Here is an 18256-nt window from a genome sequence, read left to right on the forward strand (position 1 = left end):
CTCCCCGTCATCCCCCACCAAGGCCCCAGCAGCCTTCCCAGCCTGCTCTCCCGCCTCAGCCAACCCCGACCCGATGGTCTTCAGCAGCTCCGGCAACTTCCCGATGAAACCCACAGCCCCATCAGGCAGCCCCCTCACCAACTCAAGCACCTTCTGGAAGTCGTCCGAGTTCTCCATCACGAACCCGACCGCCTTCTTCACATCCCCCAAATCACGCCCACCCAGCAAGTCTTCGATACCCATACCGGGGACCCTAAAGCCCCTCCCCGACCCCCGATTGGCATCGACCCGCCGCCTCCCTGTATCGTTACGTCTCGTTGCCCGGCGCTCGTAGCTCAACGGATAGAGCATCTGACTACGGATCAGAAGGTTGGGGGTTCGAATCCCTCCGAGCGCGCAAGTAAAACCCCAGGTCAGAAGCTAGATGACCTGGGGTTTTCGCCTTCTCTGGGGCCGAACTTGCTAACACCTTTACTAACACGGGATCAGCGCCGACATGTCTGGACCGACCCTCGGGTTCCTCCACGAGAGCCGAGGGCATCTGCCTCCGGCGGGGGCCTCACGACTCCGGGATGACGGGGTCCGAATTGGCCCGCCTAATCGGTGGTCCGGGTGCATCTTTCCCGCCTGTCGCTCAGCCAGTTAGCCCCCGAGCGACTTCACGAACTGTCGGCAGGAGTACACGCGGCTGAACTGATTGCGCAGGGCACCCTCGTGGTCGATCCAGGCGTGGAAGAAGCCCGCGCGAGGCATCAGGTCCATCTGCGAACCGAAGGCCGAAAGAGCCTCGTCTGGATCGGAGGCGTACACATGCAGGTAACGCATCTTTTGTTCGAAACCTTGTGACCGGTACCAGGCCAGCGTTCCCTCATCGTCCCGAGTCCACGCATCGACCTGTATGGCTCCTCGCCGCTGCAGTCGGTCGCAGATCTCGTTGAGCAGCCGCTGGGCAATACCAAGCCGACGGTAGTCAGGGTGAACCGCGATCGTCTCGATGGTCGATTCGCTTCCTGTGACACTCGCGTCCAGCAGCCCGATGATTTGATCATCGACGACAGCGACCAATTCAAGACCCGCTTCGCGCCTCGGCTTGATCGTTGCGACGTCGTCGTAGTAACTCGTGTCAAGAAAAGCGAGGACGCGGCACCGCAGCCATGGCGTCTCGTCCCCTGGGGTGTAGTCCCGCACAGTCCACTCCGTCATGCAGGCATCCTCCCCTGCTAACGGGCTTGCTCACAGCGACTTCGGGGGGATCGCTTAAGACGAACTCACGCGCGTAGCCGCTGCGATGGACTGCCGACTTGGGCGTGCCACGTTGCCACCAGGTCGTCGGTGCGGCGTTTCCGAATTCGGCATGTGCTGCAAGCAAACCCTTCGGCACCTAGAGGTCAGCTGTTGCGTGAGGTCGCTGACGTGGCGCCGGCGAGCGGGGTTCGGGTGGTGGAGCGCCCGGGTCCGCCGTTCTTGAGCAAGGGGATGAGCGCGACGACGGTGATCACGGCCGCGATCGTGAGCGTCACGCCGATCGGGAAGGGCGAGATGAACTCGCAGACGATCGCGGCGCCGTACCCGAGCGGCCAGCCCAGGGTGGCGAGTAGCTTCTCGACGCGAGTCCAGCGGTCGGAGGTCCACAGGAGCCAGACGCCGACCAGCCAGCCGATCGCCAGCAGGAAAGGCCCGATGAATAGCAGTGCCACCGTGGCGAAGTCGCGGAGGCGAAAGCGCGGCTCGGCGTCGACGAGGACCAGGCCGTCGGTCGATGCGGCGACGATCTCGTGGGGATCGCCGAGGCGCTGCAGCACTGCGCGCACCTCGTCGTCCGAGGTGGCGCCCTCGGCGCGTGCCTCTGCGATGTGCGTCGTCATGTCGGCGAGGAGCTCCGTACGGCGCTCTGCCGGCAACGCTTCGGCGGCCGTGGCCAGCTCTTTCAGGTACGCCTCGACCAGCTGGTCAGCGCTCATTTCGTGTCTCCTGGATGAGGATCTTGTCACTACCTTGCAAGACAAGGTATCTGTCAACGCATATGAGTGCAACCACGATCGGCGCCGGACGTGATTGCATGAAGCTGCCATCGGCGGAGCTTGCCTGTCTCGGGAGTGCGTGCGCTACTTGTTGCGCACGTACTGGCGGCAGGGGTGACCGCCAGGCGCTCTCCCTGGGAAACACACATGCGCAAACTCGCAGCAACCGCGGCGGCCGCCGCGCCGGACGCACCCACCGACTTCGAGATCTCGTTCAACTACACGCAGGTGGAGTTGGCCTGGAAGGACGACAACGCCAAGAACGTCGTCTACGTCGAGCGGGAGGGGCAGGCGCCGTACGTCCTGACGACTGTGGCCGCGACCGCCGCGAACAAGTTCTCGCTCCAGGGCTACGAGCTCGAAGAGTCGGACAAGACGCGGCTGATCGTGAAGAGCGAGGTCAACGGCGAGCTGAGCACAGGTGCCGTGTCGGCCTGGTTCGACACGCATCGGCCCGCCCGGATGGTGCTGCTGGACGCCACCCCGGACGGTCCTGAGCACACCAATCTGACCTGGAAGGCGGAGGAGATCCCAGACTCCACGCCGAACGACCCGCTGGATTTCTCCGCCACCGACACGACGGTCAGGGCCACCGTCGCCACGCCTGGGCACCACGACATCTATGACTTCTCGAACGATATCGGTTCCGGCTCCATCCATACCGCGCCGTACCCCCGGCCCTTCGAGATCAGCCTGTATGCCTGGAACGAGTGGGGCGACAGCGCGTCGGCAGCCAAGTCCGTCCGGCTGGGCAAGCTCAGCGCCGGTACGAGCGTTCCCGCGTCAGCGACGTACGGATCCCGGCTCGGTATCAAGAGCACGATCGACCTGTTCACCAGCGAGGGCCGTGAGGAGCGCGCGAGCGGCATCCCGGTCGAGCTCCAGGCCCGCGCCAAGGCTACCGACGCGTGGAAAACCTACGGCCGGTACGCCGGTAACACCACGACCGCCTTCGACACCGGGATCGGTGCCCTGGGCAACCGTCAGTACCGCATCTGGGTTCCGGCACGCAAGGTCGTCAGCACCAACGTCATCGCACTGACCCCGGCCGCCTCCACGGCGGCGAAGTCCTCGACCACACTGACCAAGTTCACCGCTGCCGGCTTCACACCGGCAACCGCCCAGGTCGGCACCACGGTCAAGTTGTCGGTGAAGATCCAGCCCGCCGTAACGGTGCAAGCCACTCTGCAGCGCTGGGACGGCAAGAAGTGGCTCAACGGCGTGAAGATCCAGCTCACCAAGGGTTCGGCGCTCGTCCTGATCAAGGCCGTCGGTCGCGGCACCACCTCGCGCTACCGCGTCACCGTGCCCGCAGTACTGGTCAACGGACTCACCGTCAGCGCCACCAGCAGCTCCGCCTTCCCCCTCACCGTGCGCTGAGCCACTTGCACGAACACTTGCCGAAGCCACCAGCGCGTGCTGGTGGCAATTGACTAGGATCGCCCGGATGCAGCTAGATCAGCGCAGCGGCGACCTTGATCCAGAGCTTTGGTTTCCTTGCTCGGAGCACGAAGGATCACGGGACATCCTGTACCCCTCGTCGGGCAACACCTTTCGAGGCCGGATGCCGGCGTGGTGCGAGCACAAGCAAGTCAGCTTCCGAGTGAGCCTCAGCGAACTCCCCGACGACGCGCCGGCTGCCACCCGGCTCTGGGCCCGGGGCTTCCTCGCGGGCTCCGTCCCCCCGCTGGATGACGACACCGATTTAGCCACCCGGCAGCAGGAAGCCGACGAATTTCTGACGACTGGCGTCTGGTCAGGCACCCCGAAGTAGGCCGGGTTCGCTCAGCCTGTGTGCGACAGTACGGGCGTGTCTTTCTTGTCTGGTCTGCGCCGCGAATGGGTGACGATCCAGGTTCCCGGAACGCTGCCGGAGATACCTTTCAGGACCTATGTCTCGTACTCGGGCGACGAACTGCCCGACGTACCGGCAGACGCAGCCGAGCTCAGCTGGCTCGAGCAGGCAGCTCGCCATCAACAGGATTACCTCGCGAGTGATTTCGAGTATGCGACTCGGGATATCTCCAGGGGGGCCGTAGCCGATCTTCTGGGCGACGGTGCAGCATTGCCTGCAGACTTCGAGCGATTCCTGGCAGGCGACGGCCTCCGTGATCGCCTGCGCAGCGCGACCGACTGCTACTTCGATCTCGGTGACGCGGTCGTACCGGTCGATGGCGGACGCCTCCTGCACCTGATCTCAGACTCTCAGGTCGTCTACCACTGGCTGCTCTACCTCGGCGACGACGGCGGCTCCGCCGTGGTCAGCACGGGGTATCCCGCTGGATTCGAATTAGACGCCGAGGATGTCGCTTACTGGCAGCAAGAGGGCTGGGAGTTCATACTGGTCGCCGACTCCTTCGCCGAGTTCATCTGGCGCTGGTGGATGGACAACGAGATCTTCTTCCGAGCGGCTGTCGACAAGGTCGCGCTACTCGCGGACCAGCAGACCTACGTCGAACAGTACGGCGGACCGTTTACGTCGATCGCTGTGGAGGCGCCTCCCGAGAAGGCGTTGAGTGTAGGCCGTCGTTCTGCGCTTCCGCGGTGGGGACGGTGGCTGTGGTCTCGTCGCCGCCGCGCTTGATGTCGCTCGGGTGAAGCACCAAAGAAAGCTAAGCCAACTCGCCACCTGACGCGTAGGGTCAGGCGACGTGACGGACACCGAATTCACGATCTTTCTCAACGGCGGGTATGGCGTTGGCAAGTCGTCGACGCTGGATCATGTCGGGGATCTGCTAGCCAAGGCTGGGCGGCCGTTCAGTCTGATGGATGTGGACTGGTTTCATCGGTCTTGGCCGCCTGTTGATGAGGGCAACGTTTTGATCGAGGCTCAGAACATTTCCGCGGTATGGGCCAACTACCGGTCGGCGGGGCCTCGGCAGTTGGTGATGTGTGGGGTGATCTCGTCGCCGGACGCACGGGAGCGGTATGTCGCGGCGGTTGGGCAGCCAGTGCGGATGGTTCGGCTTACGGCGGATGCCGAGACGACTAGGCGGCGGTTGCGCGGGCGCTATAGCGCTAGCCAGGTGTCGGCGTTGGAGTGGCATTTGGAGCGCTGCGACGAGGTGGCTGAGCGCCTCGCGGCTGCGGACCTGGACGAGCTAGTCGTCGACACGAGCACACTCACGCCGTACGACGTTGCTGAGCGTGTGGTGCGCCATTTCCTTAGCTAGCGTTGAGGTTCGACTGGTGGGGACCGGCTAGCCAGTCTTGGGCTAGGCGGGGGTCAGCAGGGTCCTCGCCTCGTTGGAGTGCGTCGAGGTAGGCGTGATCGGCGGCGAGGCGGGCCGCCAATTCGGGGCCTTCGGCAACGGATCCATGACCAGGGATCAGTACGTCGGCCTGCTGGGCGGCCGCGCTGAGTCGGTCAAGCGCGGTTTTGTACGCGGCCAGTTGGCCGGGGCGGCGGGGGTCGAGGAGCGGGATGAGTACGTCGGAGAGCATGTCGCCGGCGATCAAGACTCCACGGCCAGCAAGGAGGATCGCCACATGGCCGGGCGCGTGCGCTTCGTGCTCGATGATCTCGCCCGGCACGGGACCGCCGTCCGCGGGGAGCGGGGTGAGGAGCGCTACCAGGTCGAGCGGGATGTCCGATGCGCTCGCGGCCGCCATAGCCTGCGCCCGCTCACGGGCCTCGCTGGCAACCTCCGCGCAGGTGGACGTGGCGTAGCGCGGCACATCGCCGTACCGGGGGTGCCAGAGCAGGTGGTCCCAATGCGGGTGCGTGGAGAAGCCGGCGACGATCGGGATGCCGAGTCGGTCCACGTCGTCGGCGAGCTCTTGCAGGTCAGCACCGTTGATGCCGGGATCGACCAGGACGAGCCCCTCGTCGCCGCGCACCACGATCGCGTTGCTCCAAACCCACTCGCTCTGCCGCACCCAAACGCCGTCGGCCACCTGCTTCAGCATCCGTTCACTGTGGCAGGCGAGCATGGAAAATCCCAGGCACCAGAGCGCGTCCTCGTGTCAGCATTCAAGGGTGAACCCGAGCGTGCCCGCCGCATTCGAGACTCGCCTGCAGCGTCTCGCCGTCGACATCGTGGTCTCGCGCACGCCTATGGATGATGCCGTTGTCCTCGCCGAGGACCTCCTTGCCGCCGGATTCGAAGGCGATGCAACGGTCGAGGTCGCCGTACTGCGGCGTGACGTCACGTACGGCGATGCCGGGCCGCTCGTGCGCGCCATGCTTGCTGAGTACGGGATCGAACTGCCAATTCCTGGCGACGAGGAGGCAGAGTATCGGCTGCTGCTCAGAACGTTCGGGTTATGGAAGCTCCCGATCGGCGATTTCTACGCACCGTTTCTCCACCAACTACCGCCATGGGACAAGCAGGACTCCCTTGAGCGCGCACTCATGGAACTGTTCGTCAGGCTGGACAACGCTAGTGTTCCTGCGCAGGCGGACGAGGTTGTCGAGCGCATGCGCGCAACCGTCCGCGCCGCGCTGCAGGCTGACTAGTCCGGCTGGATGTAGTCGGGTTCGGGGTCGACCGGGAGGCGGATGGCGTTGATGGTGGTGGCTCCGCTGAGCCAGGCTTTGGAGATTCGGTGGCCGCCATCCATCAGGCGGCCGTCGGCCGACAGGATCACCGGGTAGCTGAGGTCGGCTTTCTGGATGCGGCCGGCGTGTTCGGCGACCATGCGGCAGGTGACCGGGGCGTCGCCGAACCAGCAGTTCTCGTCGAATTCGCGGATGTCGTCGATCAGGACCGGCTCGGCGGGGAGACCTTCCGCGAGTTGCCAGAGGCGTTCGGTCATGTAGACGGCTCGACCACCTGGTACCGGGCGTGAATGTGACTGAGGCATCGGATCATCATCACTCGCGGGGGCAGGGCAGCGCGCGTCAATTACACGCCGGCCATGGTGTTGAGGGCTGCGATGAGTTCTTCGCCCATGGAGCCGCTGAAATGGCCGGAGTCGTCGACGACGATCAGGTGGCTGGCGGGCCAGGCCTTGTGGAGTGCCCAGGCTGAGTCCAGTGGGCCAGAGACGTCGTACCGGCCGTGAATCAGGATGGCGGGGAGGTGGCTGATGCGGTGGACGTTGGCTAGGACCTCGTTGTCGGCTAGGAAGGAGCCGTGGGCCCAATAGTGCGTCACCAGGCGGGCGAAAACCTGTTGCCAGGTTGGGGTCTCGAGGTTGAGCTGCGGGGTGTGGTCGGGGGCGAGGGAGATGTGGGTGTCTTCCCAATCGCACCAGCGGCGGGCTGCTTCCGCGCGGATCGCTGGGTCGGGGTTGGCCAGCAGGCGGGCGTAGGCGGCGCTCAGGTCGCCGTGGCGCTCGGCCTCGGGGACTAGGTCGACGAAGTGGTCCCATTCACGGGGGAAGACGCGGCCCATGTCGCGGGTGATCCACTGCGTCTCGCGCAGGCGGCCGGAGGTGACCGCGGCGAGGACCAAGCCGAGCACGCGTTCCGGGTAACGCTCGGCGTAGACCAGGCCGAGCGTCACGCCCCACGAGACGCCGGCCACGACCCAGCGATCGATGCCGAGGTGACTGCGCAACCGCTCGAGGTCGGCGATCAGGTCATCGGTGGTGTTGGTGGTGAGGTCGGCTTCGTGGTCGCTCGCCAGGGGCCGACTGCGGCCGCAGCCGCGCTGGTCGAAGATCAACGTCCGGTACTGCGCAGGGTCGAAGTACCGGCGTGTTCCCGTCGAAGGTGGAGCGCCCGGGCCGCCGTGCAACCAGACGATCGGGGTGCCGGTCGGCGTACCGGAGGTCTCCCAGTAGACAGAGTGCCCGTCGCCCACGTCGAGATGACCGGACGCGTTGGGCTCGACCGGCGGGTACAGGTCCATACGCGGTCATCCTGCCAAAGCCGGCGGCATGCCACCATGGGCCCGTGCAACGACACCTCACGCTGCGGGCAATCTCGGAGTCGGGCGACACGATCGACGATCCGTCGGAAGACGCACTGTTCCTGATGTTCGAAGGCGTCGAGGCGGGTAGGAGCTCCTTCTTGATCGTCGATCGACTCGCGGACAGCTCCGGTCAGACGTATGGGCAGAGCTCGCGCAACCCCGACGGAAGCTACGTCGTGGAGTACCGGGACGGTAGCCCGGACCAGCACTACGGAACCGTGGTCGCCGACATGCGGACCGCCCATCTCCTCCTCACCGGCTGGGCCTTCGACCTGCCAGGCTGGCACACCTCCACCCGGTGGGAACGCATCTAACTGCAGATGGCGGACGGCCGCGGCCTGGTCCATCAATCGCCGCGACGGCAGCGGACCTATCTCGTCGCATAGCGGGCTAGCCCCGTTCGGGTGTAGATCCGCGATTCTGGCGCCGTACGGCGGGAGCCACCGCGCCGGCAGTTGGCGCTACGCGCGTCGATCCGGCTTGATGAGTTGCCAACAGGCGTTCGGCTTTCACAGCGAGCAGATGGATCTCGCGACCGACGTCTTCACCATCGACGATGAACTCGAGCGCATCCTCGTCGGTGTAGTAGCGCGAGATCACTTGCTCAAGATCATCGGCCGTTGCATTCTCCATGCCGAGGCGTCCAGCGAGAGTGATGATGTCGGCTGCATCCTTGCGGCGCTGAGCAATCAACTTGGTCGCCATCAGAAACTCGTCACTCGCATAGGTGATCTGCAGACCGGGCGCCTCGCTGTGTTGCAACACGCCTTCCGGGAGCGGTGGCATCCATGCACTGGCTTGGGTGTTCAGCCAGCCCTCGGGGAGTTTGCGTTGGGCGGCCATCGCACGAGCCTCGTCGAGCACGATCTCATCGTGCGTGATGGCAGCAATGTCCTCGGTACGACGCGGAGTCTCGTGCGAGCTGACGGCAATCGCGGCACCTCCGACGACGAAGATCGATGCCGGGATGCCGCGGGTCTTCAGCCGCTTGTCGAGCTCCGAGAGCAGATCGATAATCTCGGCGGCTGCAAATTCGTGGCGGGTGTTGCTCACGCGGTGACCAGATCACGAGCAGGGACGAAGATGTTGGCCTGTGCGAGATAGGCCGGGGTCTGCCCGATGATCTCGTCATAGTCCAAGAACGGGTGATCGGGAACCCATGGTTCGGGGAGCGCCGCGATCAGGCTCCACTCGGGTGGTTCCTCGTCGGCAGCCTCGAACTCATGTGCGGTCAGGACTGCGAGGAGCGCGTCGAAGCCGGCTTGACCGGTCGTGCCTGGCGCAGCCTCCCAGGCGGCTTCGGAACCATCACGGCGGCTCAGCAACAACCGCAGGTGGTCACGTCCCTGAATCAGCATGCGCCAAGCCCAGTCCTCGTCGCTTGCCTCACGAACGGCCATGGCGGTGGCCGGGGCAGTCATGATCCGATACTCACTCGCCTGATGGAGGGCGTGAGCGAGTCGCCCGGCACGTACGACAAACTGCGCCGTCGGCTTCGTCTTACCGGAACGATAGGTGGAGAACCGGGACGCAGAGGTACCGAGGGCGTGAGCGAACGCGGCCTGCGACAGTTCGCTCTCGGTGAGCGCATGGTTGAGCAGGTCGATGACCGCCTGAGTGTCTTTGTCCACGCCACCATCTCCATTGTTCGTTATCTAATCAGATAATAGCTCGGGCGGCCCATCCAGCCAATAACTGGTTGCTGGTTGCGGCTTGGGCGCGGAGAGTCGGTGGGATGGATGAGTCAGCGCTTGCGGAGTTGCTGCGGAATGAGCGGTATCCGCGGGCGGCGGGGTATTCGGCGCGGTGGGTCGTAGAGGGCGGGATGGGGCCTCATCCGTTGTGGCAAGCGGAGGCTTTGAGCGAGTGCTTGGTGCTTGAGCCGGGGATGCGGGTGCTCGATATGGGGTGTGGGTCGGCGCTGAGCTCGGTCTTCTTGGCCAAGGAGTTCGGGGTTGAGGTGTGGGCTGTGGATTTGTGGGTGAAGCCTGAGGAGAACTTTCGGCGGGTGGTTGAGGCGGAGCTGGAGGGGCGGGTGCATCCGCTTTCGGCGGAGGCGCATGCGTTGCCGTTTACTGAGGGGTTCTTCGATGCGGCCGTCAGTATCGGGGCCTATCACTACTTCGGAACCGATGATCTCTACCTGGGCTACTACTCGCGCTTCGTGAAGCACGGTGGGCAGATCGGGATCATTCAGCCGGGACTTGCCGAGGAGTACGAGACGCTGCCTCCGCCGCACCTCACGTCGTACTGGAAGTGGGATTTCTGCGCCTGGCACAGCGCGGCTTGGTGGCGGCGGCACTGGGAGAAGACCGGGCTGGTCACGGTCGAGGTCGCCGAGCGGTTGCCGGAGGGGTGGCGGGACTGGCTGCAGTGGAACGAGGCGTGCGATCTGTACGTCGGTATGCCGGGTCAGGAGGAGGCGCGGATGCTGCATGCGGATGGCGGTCGAACGCTTGGTTTATGTCGGGTTGTCGCTCGCCGTAACGGCAAGGTGGTCTGAGTCGACGGTGAGATGTCGTACCGTTCGTCGGGTGACCATTGACGCGTGGGCCTTCTACGAGCAGTACGCAGAGTCGGACAGGTCCTCGCTGAGTGAGCGCGAGCGGCAGGTGCTGGCGGTTTGTGACTTCCGGCAGGAGGTCAACTCGGGCGGGTTCGACTCGTACTTCCGGTATAGCGGTGGTGACACTGCGTTGACGGCGATCACTGCTTTGCCGCGGTTGCTGGGTTCGCGGTGGGCGGATCTGCTGGGCGAGGCGGTCGCGCTGTTCGGGGCGCCGTACCCGCTGGATCCGGATGATCGCAGCGAGAAGGTCGGGTCGTTCGACCTGGATGAGCTCGACAAGCGGTTCTACACGCTGGAAGCGTCGACCAACGCCGACGGCAAGCTCACCGAGGCGCTCAGCAACTAGCGGTTGTCGCCGCTCCCGCCCAGTACCGCACGCTGCTGCCGATCGGCAAGTTTGGCGATGTTGCGCTGGGCAACAGTTTCGAGCGGTACGTCGAAGTAGTCCGCGATCATGGCGAGATACCACAGCACGTCGCCCAGCTCCTTGGTCAGATCCTCGGTGTCCCATCGGGAGAAGTCGCTGTCCTGGTCGCGGACGATCTTCTTCGCCTTCTCGGCGATCTCGCCCGTTTCACCGACCAGCCCGAGCAGCAGCTGGAATACCTCGTTGTGCTTGTCCTTGGACGCAGCGGTACGAAGCGCGGCCTGCTGATAGGCATTCATCTCCACACCACAACTCTAGACATGGTTAATGGCGCGACGATCCAGTTGTCGGCGGGCATGATCGTGGCGTGGAGGCTGAAGAGATTCTGACGGGTGGGAACGTCGCTGCGGAGGTTGTGCGGGTGGGGGCGACGGTGCGGAAACCTGCGTTGCCTCAGACGGCTGGGGTTGAGGCATTGCTGGAACACCTTGCTGGCAGCGAGTTTGCGCCTCGCACGTTGGGGCGGGATGAGCGCGGGCGGCATGTTCTTGAGTACATCCCTGGAGCGATAGCTGAAACGTTGACGCCGTTCTCGCTGGAGGACCTGCACCGGGTCGGGCGGTTGATTCGGGAACTGCACGACGCGATGGAGGGGTTCGCCGCGCCGACTGACGCGGCATGGCAGGTCGTCGTACCGGATCCGGCTGGCGGGGATCTGATCTGCCACAACGATCTGGCGCCCTGGAATCTGGTCTGCAACGAGGACCGCTGGGTATTCATCGACTGGGACAACGCCGGGCCGGCGACGCGCTTGTGGGATCTCGGGTATGCGGCCACTGGGTTCGTGCCGTTCACTCCGGACGGCGACGTACGGGTGGATGGGCCTCGGCTGCGCGCGCTGGTCGACGGATACGGGCTCGACGAAGCGCAGCGGGAGGCGCTACCGGCGCAGATCGCCGCGCATACTCGCGGGAGCTACGACCTCCTGGTCGACGGACACCGCACAGGCACCCAACCCTGGGCCCGGCTCTATACCGAAGGCCACGGCGACTACTGGGGCCCCACCGCCGCCTACATCGAAGCCAACCACGACGCCTGGCTCACCGCCCTGCTCTGAACAGCTGCCGTACGACGGAAGCCCAGGCAGCGCATGTCTGCCTGGGCTCGCCGGTCCGGGGAGGCGGGGTCAGCCGCGGCCCCAGCCCTTCTTGCCCTCGTTCTTGGCCTCGGGAGAGTCCCAGCGGCCGCCCTTGGCCTCGATGTTCTTGGCCGCCTTCAGGTGGCCCGTCGCTTCGAGCCGGGGAACGACCTGGGACTGCGCGCGGTAGAGCTCAGCCGCCTTGTCCGCCGCCGCCTGGTCCTTGCGCTCGCTCATATCCACTCCTGTGCAGTTCGGGGTGAGGCCGCCTGCGACCTCGTCGTTGGAAGCTTTTCCGCCGGGCAAGTGATCCGGCGATGGGCATACGACGCGGGTTCTTCGTAGCCGGTTCCCCGATTTTCGGAGCCCCGGGCAACCATCTGTGGGATCCGCCGGATCGGGCTCGGGAGGCGGCGTACCGATGGGCGGGTAGTGGTCGGCGATTGGTAGGTGGCGCAGGCGTGAGTGGCGCGGCGTGGGTCGTGTCGGGGGCACCACCACCCGTTCTTCGGTACGGTTTTGGGATGGTGATGGGTGATGGGATTCGGGCGGGGTTGCTGGGGTTGCGGCAGGCGGCGAGTGAGCGCCAGTTGGGGCTGGAGGGGGTTTATGTCACGCGGGACGGTGAGGAGCCGGTTTCGTATCGATGGGTGAGTGACGATCGGCGCGATATTTACTCGGTGTCGAAGACGTTCACGTCGGTGGCGGTGGGGATGGCTTGGGCGGAGGGTTTCCTCGAACTGGATGATCCGGTGCTGGCGCATCTGCCGGAGTTCAAGAGCACGGCGGCCGAGGGGGTTGAGGAGCTGACCGTTCGGCATCTGTTGTCGATGACGTCGGGGATCGAGCTTCGCTGGGAGAATGAGGACCTCGATTTCGAGGGCGATCCGGCGCAGGCCTTTCTGGCGACTCCGTTGGCCCATCCGCCTGGCACCAACTATGCGTATCGCGGTCTGAGTTCCTATGTGCTCGGCCGAATCGTCGCGGCCGCGAGTGGTTCCGATCTGCGCGAATTCTTGATGCCGCGGTTGTTCCGGCCGCTCGGGATCGGCAACCCGCAGTGGTTCCGTTGCCCGCTTGGCTTTCCGCTGGGCGCGATGGGCCTGCACCTGCGCACCGACGAGATCGCCCGCCTCGGCGAAACCCTCCTGTACGACGGCAGTTTCCGCGGCGAGCAGCTGATCCCGGCCGAGTACGTCGACCTGATGCACGCCGACGTGACCCCGACCGACCGCGGTCACGATCCCGACAATGCGTCGTACGGGTTGCATTGCTGGCCTTGTGCTCGTGACGACGCCTGGCGGATGGACGGCATCTACGGCCAGTTCAGCATCATGTTCCCGCACCAACAAGCGACCATCACCGTCACCGCCCACTACGAACACCCCACCACCGACATCCTCGACGCAATCTGGACCGAACTGGTCCCGTACCTCTGAACAGAGCGGCTGGGATACCGCAGCGAGGCGGTACCCCAGCCGAGCGTTTACTTCAGAAGGAAGGCGTTGATGGTGGTCTGATCCACCTTGTTGCCGGAGGCATCGGTTGCGGTGGCTTTGAGGGAGACGGCCTTCGCGCCGGCTGGGTGTTTGACGAGCGCGAAGGTCTTGCCGGCAGCGGTGTAGAACTTGGTGGACTGCCAGGTGGTGCCGCCGTCGTGGGAGACGGCGAGCGAGGTCAGGCGGGTCCGGGCGCCGGTGTTGCTGTCAAGGGTGATCGGGACCAGGGTCGGGATCTTGGCCGAAGCACCAGCGGGCGGGGCGAAGCGGACTGCCACCAGTGGCAGGGGTACGACGTCCGTGCCGGTGACGGTGTCGGAATGGAAGGTCCAATCGGCGGTGATGCTTGAGGACAGCGGGTTGTCGCGGGTGCCCTCGACATGGAGCTTGTACGTCGCTGGGCCCGCTGGGACTGGGGATCCGGGGAGGTAGCCCGGGAACTCTTCCCGCGCGATCTCCTTGCCGTCCTTGGAAAGTACGGTGCTGCCTGCGGTCATGGAGTACCCGTAGTGGCCGGGGTCCTGATCCGAGTGCAGGGCGATGTCGAAGCCCATCAGGTTTCCGAGCCGACCGGCCGCGTCCGCGCTGCCCCGGTACGTCGGGAATGCCGGGCCGAAGACCGGGAGCCCCCACCGCTCAGTGACAACTCGTCCGAGCTTGTACGACTTCGGCGTACTGGTGAACTGGTTCGCGAAACCGCGGTCGTCCGAGGGATCCGTGGTCTCGGTGAAGGACTGCGACCACTCGACGCCGGGGGTGTAGTACTCGTCCAGCGTGAACGGCAGCGGCCTGACGACGCCCTCGCGGATGCCGTACGTACCGGGCTTGCTGCCGGTGTGCGTCGACCGCACGCGCGCCAGCGAGCTGTCCCGCACCCGATGCACAAGTGTGCTGGGCACCTTGCCGAGGTCGTTGCGCTCCAACTGGTAGAGGTACGGCGAGTTGGTCGGTGCTGCCTTGACCTCGAGCATCAAGAACCGGAACTCGGCCGGGGGCGAGGTGGTCCGGCTCGGCAGGACGTAGGTGCCCTCGAAGTTGTTCCCGATGTAGGTCACCCCGGTCGACTCGTCGCCGCCCCAGACAGTGTCCCGGAGGAAGCCGTAGACGGCGGTCGTGGAGACCGCGTCGGTCTTGTCGACCTGGAAGCCGATCGGCTTGCCGGCTCGCGCGTCGATGGTCAACGATGACGGACCGTCCACCACATACGTCGGCTCGGCGTAGTTCGTCGACTGCGATCCGTCCTCGGTGGCGACGTAGGTCTCGAAGTAGTGCTTCCCCTTCGCGACCCGGGCCGTCACGCTGCTCCCGTCGCTCTCCTTCGGAACCGTCACGGTCGGAAGCTCGATACCGACGAAGCGGAAGAAGTAGTTCGCGCTCGGCTTGCCGTCGAACCCGATGTAGTTGAGCTTGACGTCGTAGCTCTCCACTTCGCGGGTGACCGCGATCGGCGTCCGCAACGAGCCTGCAGTGACCACACCGCTGTAGCGACCATCAGCACCCGGTACGGCGGTGTTGGTGGTGACCGTCGCGGTCGCGTGGCCACCGGCCGGGATAGTCAGCGTTGCCGGCGACACCGTGAACATGCCCGCCGGAGCAGCCTTCCCATCCGGACCTTGCACCGATGCGCTCAGATCCAGCGCGACCGGCGCCGTACCGGAGTTGAAGTACGTGACCTCGCGACTGATCGGCTTGTCGTCGTTGTGCGGCCACTGGACGATGCCGTTGCTGATGCTGCCGACCGATGCGCGCACTGTCGACTTCACCACCGCAGCAACGTCGACCCGGCCGGCCCCCTGCTCGAAGACACTCAGCTTCGGGTTCGCCTTCGCCGTACCCATCAGGGCGGTCTTGAGCTCGCCAGCCTTCCAGTCCGGGTGCTGCTGTGCCAGGATCGCGGCGGCGCCAGCGGTGTGCGGCGCGGCCATCGACGTACCGGACAGCTGCAGGTGATCCGGGCCGATGTTCGGGTACTCCCCGGCGAGATAGCTGTCCTTGGCCTTCGCCGCAACGATGTCCACGCCGGGCGCAGTGATGTCCGGCTTGATCGCATCGTCCAGCCAGCGCGGACCGCGGCTGGAGAACTCGGCGAGGTTCTCATTGTGGTCGACCGCGCCAACCGTGAGCCCTGACTCGGCCGCAGCCGGACTGCCGACCGTGCCGCCGCTGTTGCCGGCAGCGAGCACGAAGAGCGAGCCGGTCTCAGCGGTGAGCCGGTCGACGGCCTGCGACAGTACATCGGTGCCGTCGCTCGGCCAGTCGGAGCCGAGACTCATGTTGATCACGTCAGCGCCGGAGTGCGCGGCCCACTCCATCCCGGCGATGATGCCGGAGTCATAGCCGCCACCGTCGTCGTCCAGGACCTTGCCGTTCAGCAGCTTGGCGTCCGGCGCCACGCCGCGGTAGACGTCGTCCTCCCCGGTCACGATCGACGCGACATGCGTGCCGTGGCCGAACTTGTCCGTCGTACCGCTGGCGCTTTCAGTGAAGTCCTTGGCCGCAACAACTGCGTCCTTCAGGTCGTCATGCGCAGTGTCGATACCTGTGTCCAGTACGGCGACCTGTGTGCCCTTACCGGTCAGTCCGCTCTTCCACGCCTCCGGTGCGCCGATCTGCGGCACGCTCTTGTCCAGGAACGCCCGGACCGGCCCGTCCAGCCGGATCCACTGCTTCCCCTTGGCCCGGAGCGCGTTACGAGCCCCACTCCAGTACGGCGTCTCCTTGCCGACCCGGACCGCCGTACCGCCGACGCTGGGCAGGCTGCGGGCGTTGCTGGCACCAGACCGCAGCGCCACTGGGCCGCTGACGATCAACGGGATGTCAGAGCGCGCCTTGTCGCCGTACCCGTTCTTGAGCAGCTGCGTGACGTTGAACAGCCGCGCATCCAGCTCACCGGACCGCACTGCGGCCTCAGCGTCCAGCGGGAGCACGGTGATGTCACCGTTGATCTCCTTGCGCTGGATGAACTTGATGTTCTCCCGGCCCTTGGCAGGCCGTATCTTTGCCGGCTGGTCGCCGCGCAGGCTGACCAGATCCCCGGTGATCAACGTGATGTCGCCGGTGGCCGACAGGCCCTCCGGCTTCGCCGCCGACGGTTTGGGCCCGTCGGCTTGTGGCTCGCCCGCTGCCGCCGTACCGCCGAGCATGCTGCTCCCGGCGACCAGCACCGCCAGCACAGCCACGGCGGGACGAGTGCGTCCCTTCCTCATAGCACCTCCACTGAGTCCTCACAGATGGGTGGACATAGATGTCTATGTCCGGAAGGTGCGAAAAGTTGACAGGGAGCGACACATTCGACACTGCTCGAATCGAACTTAAGAAGGATTGACGTCCTTGACGAAGACGATTCCGTCGATGCTGGGCAGGTGATCCGGGTGGAGAGCGGCGTACCCGAACCATGGCGAGACCCTGGGCTTCAGGGGTCCGGTGAGAGCTTTGGGATCGACCAGTTGGTGGTCCTGCGTGTAGAGAACGCCCTCGATGGTGTCCGCAGGCGGAGTGTCCACTTCGTGGTGGCGCATCGTCCCTAGCGCGGTGGCGAAGAAGGCGTAGTCCTGGCCGAGACGCGCGTTGACCAGTGCGCCAGCACTCCACCAGTTGTGGTTAGCGCCGGCCATGTTCAATGTGCTCTGCTCCCGCTGCAGGTGCGAGTTGTGAGCGAACACCAGCGTCGGACCGCGGTCCACAAGGTCGAGCAGGTTCTCAGCCATCATCAAGTCCCGCTGCGCGAGCAACCGCGCGATGCGGCGGTCGGAGGTGTCCGCCATCCAGTAGTGGTAGCGCATGAGGCCGCTACACGTCCGTGCGTAGAGGCGAGCGCGGTCCCAAGCCTCCCGGGAGGCTTGGGCGATCAGGTACGGCGCCTGGGTGTCCGCGAGCGCGGTGAGCTCCCCCGCAAGCAACTGCAGGCGGTCCGCTTCTGGGGTCCGGCCGATGGACTGAGTCGGGTCCATCATCGTGTCCGGGTTGATCCAGCGCTCGTCAGAACCGAGCAGCGCGTCGAGAGCGTCCGCCGTACAGGGCAGTAGGTCGGCGTCTAGCCAGGTGGCGAGGTAGGTGTGCAGAGTAGTGAACACCTGGCGCGGACTGGCCGGGCCGGTGATCTCCAGCGGCCCATCGAACCCGGCGAACCGCACCGGGTCCTCACGTCCCTCATTGAACGCCCGCATCCACTCCACCAGCTCACGGTTCCCCGCCAGCCCACCCCACTCATGGCTGAACCCGCGCGCCATCACCTCGTCGAGCTCCCCCACCCCTTGGGTCACATAGTCGTCCACTACCAACCCCATCAGGCAGTCGGACTCCAGCGCGATCGCCCGATACCCCTCCTGCTCCACCAACTCCCGAAACAACCCGTTGCGCACCCGCAGCAAGTCGTTCTCCTGATGCGTCGGCTCACCCAACGCCAGCAACCGCGGCTTGACCGCAAGCAACCTCAGCAAAGAATCCATAGCTTCAAACTTATCGTTGAAGTTATTTGTGGAAGGTCTGCTCCATCATCCACCGTCGAGTCACCCCAAAAGCTTCAAGTCGACGGATGCACCGCGAGCTTCCTCCGACCGACCGGGTCCCGTGGGCGTAAGCCGGTCTCGGCGCGAACTCTCGCGTGAGCCTTGAGCACGGTTCAGTCACCGATCGGGCCGGAAAATGACTGGTCGGTGCTCAAGGTCGGCCCGGCCCGCGGCCTTGAGCACGGTTCAGGCATTTCGAGGGGCGTCTGGTGACTGATCGGTGCTCAAAGGGCGACGGCTGAGCCAGTGGGCGTAAATGTCCTGTTCTTCGGAGGTTCCGGGCGGGCAGGGTG

The 18256-nt window shown here is 65.2% G+C and carries 21 protein-coding genes, 1 tRNA gene and 1 pseudogene; 11 read left to right on the forward strand and 12 right to left on the reverse strand.

Annotation, left to right across the window (positions count from 1 at the left end; translation table 11 throughout):
- Nucleotides 1-243 (reverse strand): annotated as a pseudogene (locus tag E1263_RS35845) (hypothetical protein); the annotation flags it as partial.
- An 81-nt stretch (nucleotides 244-324) separates the two neighbouring features.
- Here E1263_RS35845 and E1263_RS35850 point away from each other — a divergent pair.
- Nucleotides 325-397 (forward strand) — tRNA-Arg (locus tag E1263_RS35850).
- Nucleotides 398-642: 245 nt separating this feature from the next.
- Here the strand turns inward: E1263_RS35850 and E1263_RS35855 are convergent.
- Both E1263_RS35855 and E1263_RS35860 read right to left on the reverse strand, forming a co-directional pair.
- Complete coding sequence (locus E1263_RS35855; protein WP_132175687.1) at nucleotides 643-1203, reverse strand: GNAT family N-acetyltransferase; 561 nt, start codon at nucleotides 1201-1203, stop codon at nucleotides 643-645.
- A 185-nt stretch (nucleotides 1204-1388) separates the two neighbouring features.
- Nucleotides 1389-1961 carry an HAAS signaling domain-containing protein gene (locus tag E1263_RS35860; protein WP_132175689.1) on the reverse strand — a complete coding sequence of 191 codons (573 nt, stop codon included), beginning with the start codon at nucleotides 1959-1961 and terminating at the stop codon, nucleotides 1389-1391.
- A 207-nt stretch (nucleotides 1962-2168) separates the two neighbouring features.
- Between E1263_RS35860 and E1263_RS35865 the strand changes: the two genes are divergently transcribed.
- From E1263_RS35865 to E1263_RS35880, 4 genes are all read left to right on the forward strand, one after another.
- Complete coding sequence (locus E1263_RS35865; RefSeq protein ID WP_132175691.1) at nucleotides 2169-3401, forward strand: hypothetical protein; 1233 nt, start codon at nucleotides 2169-2171, stop codon at nucleotides 3399-3401.
- A gap of 67 nt (nucleotides 3402-3468) precedes the next feature.
- Entirely contained in the window at nucleotides 3469-3795 is a 327-nt protein-coding gene (locus E1263_RS35870) for a hypothetical protein (RefSeq protein ID WP_132175693.1), read from the forward strand.
- 36 nt (nucleotides 3796-3831) lie between these two features.
- Nucleotides 3832-4605: a hypothetical protein gene (locus tag E1263_RS35875; RefSeq protein WP_132175695.1), complete on the forward strand. Its 774-nt coding sequence runs from the start codon at nucleotides 3832-3834 to the stop codon at nucleotides 4603-4605.
- A 67-nt stretch (nucleotides 4606-4672) separates the two neighbouring features.
- Nucleotides 4673-5194, forward strand: a complete 522-nt coding sequence (locus tag E1263_RS35880) for a P-loop NTPase family protein (RefSeq protein ID WP_132175697.1) — start codon at nucleotides 4673-4675, stop codon at nucleotides 5192-5194.
- On the opposite strand, the gene E1263_RS35885 is transcribed toward E1263_RS35880, so the two are convergent.
- Nucleotides 5187-5930, reverse strand: coding sequence for an MBL fold metallo-hydrolase (locus E1263_RS35885; protein WP_132175699.1), 744 nt, complete (start codon nucleotides 5928-5930; stop codon nucleotides 5187-5189). The genes E1263_RS35880 and E1263_RS35885 overlap by 8 nt on opposite strands.
- 70 nt (nucleotides 5931-6000) lie before the next feature.
- On the opposite strand from E1263_RS35885, the gene E1263_RS35890 reads away from it, so the two are divergent.
- Nucleotides 6001-6480 (forward strand): hypothetical protein, encoded by a 480-nt coding sequence (locus E1263_RS35890; RefSeq protein WP_132175701.1) that lies wholly within the window; start codon nucleotides 6001-6003, stop codon nucleotides 6478-6480.
- Here the strand turns inward: E1263_RS35890 and E1263_RS35895 are convergent.
- Both E1263_RS35895 and pip read right to left on the reverse strand, forming a co-directional pair.
- The gene (locus tag E1263_RS35895) at nucleotides 6477-6779 is read right to left on the reverse strand and encodes a hypothetical protein (RefSeq protein ID WP_202869222.1); all 303 of its coding nucleotides are present in this window, start codon (nucleotides 6777-6779) and stop codon (nucleotides 6477-6479) included. The genes E1263_RS35890 and E1263_RS35895 overlap by 4 nt on opposite strands.
- An 89-nt stretch (nucleotides 6780-6868) precedes the next feature.
- Nucleotides 6869-7819 carry a prolyl aminopeptidase gene (pip, locus tag E1263_RS35900; protein ID WP_132175705.1) on the reverse strand — a complete coding sequence of 317 codons (951 nt, stop codon included), beginning with the start codon at nucleotides 7817-7819 and terminating at the stop codon, nucleotides 6869-6871.
- 44 nt (nucleotides 7820-7863) lie between these two features.
- Here pip and E1263_RS35905 point away from each other — a divergent pair, with 44 nt between their 5' ends.
- On the forward strand, nucleotides 7864-8196 hold the full coding sequence (locus E1263_RS35905) for a hypothetical protein (RefSeq protein ID WP_132175707.1): 333 nt from the start codon (nucleotides 7864-7866) through the stop codon (nucleotides 8194-8196).
- A 76-nt stretch (nucleotides 8197-8272) separates the two neighbouring features.
- Here the strand turns inward: E1263_RS35905 and E1263_RS35910 are convergent, their stop codons facing one another.
- Nucleotides 8273-8935: a DUF6036 family nucleotidyltransferase gene (locus tag E1263_RS35910; RefSeq protein WP_132175709.1), complete on the reverse strand. Its 663-nt coding sequence runs from the start codon at nucleotides 8933-8935 to the stop codon at nucleotides 8273-8275.
- Nucleotides 8932-9513, reverse strand: coding sequence for a helix-turn-helix domain-containing protein (locus E1263_RS35915; RefSeq protein ID WP_132175711.1), 582 nt, complete (start codon nucleotides 9511-9513; stop codon nucleotides 8932-8934). Before E1263_RS35915 ends, E1263_RS35910 begins: the two co-directional genes overlap by 4 nt.
- 104 nt (nucleotides 9514-9617) lie before the next feature.
- Here E1263_RS35915 and E1263_RS35920 point away from each other — a divergent pair, with 104 nt between their 5' ends.
- Nucleotides 9618-10385 (forward strand): SAM-dependent methyltransferase, encoded by a 768-nt coding sequence (locus E1263_RS35920; RefSeq protein ID WP_132175713.1) that lies wholly within the window; start codon nucleotides 9618-9620, stop codon nucleotides 10383-10385.
- Between the two features lie 31 nt (nucleotides 10386-10416).
- Nucleotides 10417-10797 (forward strand): DMP19 family protein, encoded by a 381-nt coding sequence (locus E1263_RS35925; RefSeq protein WP_165956861.1) that lies wholly within the window; start codon nucleotides 10417-10419, stop codon nucleotides 10795-10797.
- On the opposite strand, the gene E1263_RS35930 is transcribed toward E1263_RS35925, so the two are convergent.
- Nucleotides 10794-11117 carry a nucleoside triphosphate pyrophosphohydrolase family protein gene (locus E1263_RS35930; RefSeq protein ID WP_238161860.1) on the reverse strand — a complete coding sequence of 108 codons (324 nt, stop codon included), beginning with the start codon at nucleotides 11115-11117 and terminating at the stop codon, nucleotides 10794-10796. The two genes, E1263_RS35925 and E1263_RS35930, sit on opposite strands and share 4 nt — an antisense overlap.
- A 68-nt stretch (nucleotides 11118-11185) precedes the next feature.
- Here E1263_RS35930 and E1263_RS35935 point away from each other — a divergent pair, with 68 nt between their 5' ends.
- Nucleotides 11186-11935, forward strand: coding sequence for a phosphotransferase enzyme family protein (locus tag E1263_RS35935; RefSeq protein WP_132175719.1), 750 nt, complete (start codon nucleotides 11186-11188; stop codon nucleotides 11933-11935).
- Nucleotides 11936-12004: 69 nt separating this feature from the next.
- On the opposite strand, the gene E1263_RS35940 is transcribed toward E1263_RS35935, so the two are convergent.
- Entirely contained in the window at nucleotides 12005-12193 is a 189-nt protein-coding gene (locus E1263_RS35940; RefSeq protein WP_132175721.1) for a hypothetical protein, read from the reverse strand.
- A 287-nt stretch (nucleotides 12194-12480) separates the two neighbouring features.
- On the opposite strand from E1263_RS35940, the gene E1263_RS35945 reads away from it, so the two are divergent.
- Nucleotides 12481-13395 carry a serine hydrolase domain-containing protein gene (locus E1263_RS35945; RefSeq protein ID WP_165956862.1) on the forward strand — a complete coding sequence of 305 codons (915 nt, stop codon included), beginning with the start codon at nucleotides 12481-12483 and terminating at the stop codon, nucleotides 13393-13395.
- Between the two features lie 47 nt (nucleotides 13396-13442).
- On the opposite strand, the gene E1263_RS35950 is transcribed toward E1263_RS35945, so the two are convergent.
- Together E1263_RS35950 and E1263_RS35955 are read right to left on the reverse strand one after the other, a co-directional pair.
- Complete coding sequence (locus E1263_RS35950) at nucleotides 13443-16661, reverse strand: S8 family serine peptidase (protein ID WP_132175725.1); 3219 nt, start codon at nucleotides 16659-16661, stop codon at nucleotides 13443-13445.
- Between the two features lie 105 nt (nucleotides 16662-16766).
- The gene (locus E1263_RS35955) at nucleotides 16767-17903 is read right to left on the reverse strand and encodes an erythromycin esterase family protein (protein ID WP_132175727.1); all 1137 of its coding nucleotides are present in this window, start codon (nucleotides 17901-17903) and stop codon (nucleotides 16767-16769) included.
- Nucleotides 17904-18256 lie beyond the last annotated feature (353 nt).

Origin of the sequence: Kribbella antibiotica, from assembly GCF_004349055.1 — a bacterium.
In the GTDB taxonomy this organism is placed as follows: Bacteria; Actinomycetota; Actinomycetes; order Propionibacteriales; family Kribbellaceae; genus Kribbella; species Kribbella antibiotica.

Bases quoted from the DNA above. Each gene is read 5' to 3' on its own strand.
- E1263_RS35855 (WP_132175687.1), bottom strand. From the start codon at position 1,203: ATGACGGAGTGGACTGTGCGGGACTACACCCCAGGGGACGAGACGCCA.
- E1263_RS35860 (WP_132175689.1), bottom strand. From the start codon at position 1,961: ATGAGCGCTGACCAGCTGGTCGAGGCGTACCTGAAAGAGCTGGCCACG.
- E1263_RS35865 (WP_132175691.1), top strand. From the start codon at position 2,169: ATGCGCAAACTCGCAGCAACCGCGGCGGCCGCCGCGCCGGACGCACCC.
- E1263_RS35870 (WP_132175693.1), top strand. From the start codon at position 3,469: ATGCAGCTAGATCAGCGCAGCGGCGACCTTGATCCAGAGCTTTGGTTT.
- E1263_RS35885 (WP_132175699.1), bottom strand. From the start codon at position 5,930: ATGCTGAAGCAGGTGGCCGACGGCGTTTGGGTGCGGCAGAGCGAGTGG.
- E1263_RS35895 (WP_202869222.1), bottom strand. From the start codon at position 6,779: ATGACCGAACGCCTCTGGCAACTCGCGGAAGGTCTCCCCGCCGAGCCG.
- pip (WP_132175705.1), bottom strand. From the start codon at position 7,819: ATGGACCTGTACCCGCCGGTCGAGCCCAACGCGTCCGGTCATCTCGAC.
- E1263_RS35920 (WP_132175713.1), top strand. From the start codon at position 9,618: ATGGATGAGTCAGCGCTTGCGGAGTTGCTGCGGAATGAGCGGTATCCG.
- E1263_RS35930 (WP_238161860.1), bottom strand. From the start codon at position 11,117: ATGAATGCCTATCAGCAGGCCGCGCTTCGTACCGCTGCGTCCAAGGAC.
- E1263_RS35940 (WP_132175721.1), bottom strand. From the start codon at position 12,193: ATGAGCGAGCGCAAGGACCAGGCGGCGGCGGACAAGGCGGCTGAGCTC.
- E1263_RS35945 (WP_165956862.1), top strand. From the start codon at position 12,481: ATGGTGATGGGTGATGGGATTCGGGCGGGGTTGCTGGGGTTGCGGCAG.
- E1263_RS35950 (WP_132175725.1), bottom strand. From the start codon at position 16,661: ATGAGGAAGGGACGCACTCGTCCCGCCGTGGCTGTGCTGGCGGTGCTG.
- E1263_RS35955 (WP_132175727.1), bottom strand. From the start codon at position 17,903: ATGGATTCTTTGCTGAGGTTGCTTGCGGTCAAGCCGCGGTTGCTGGCG.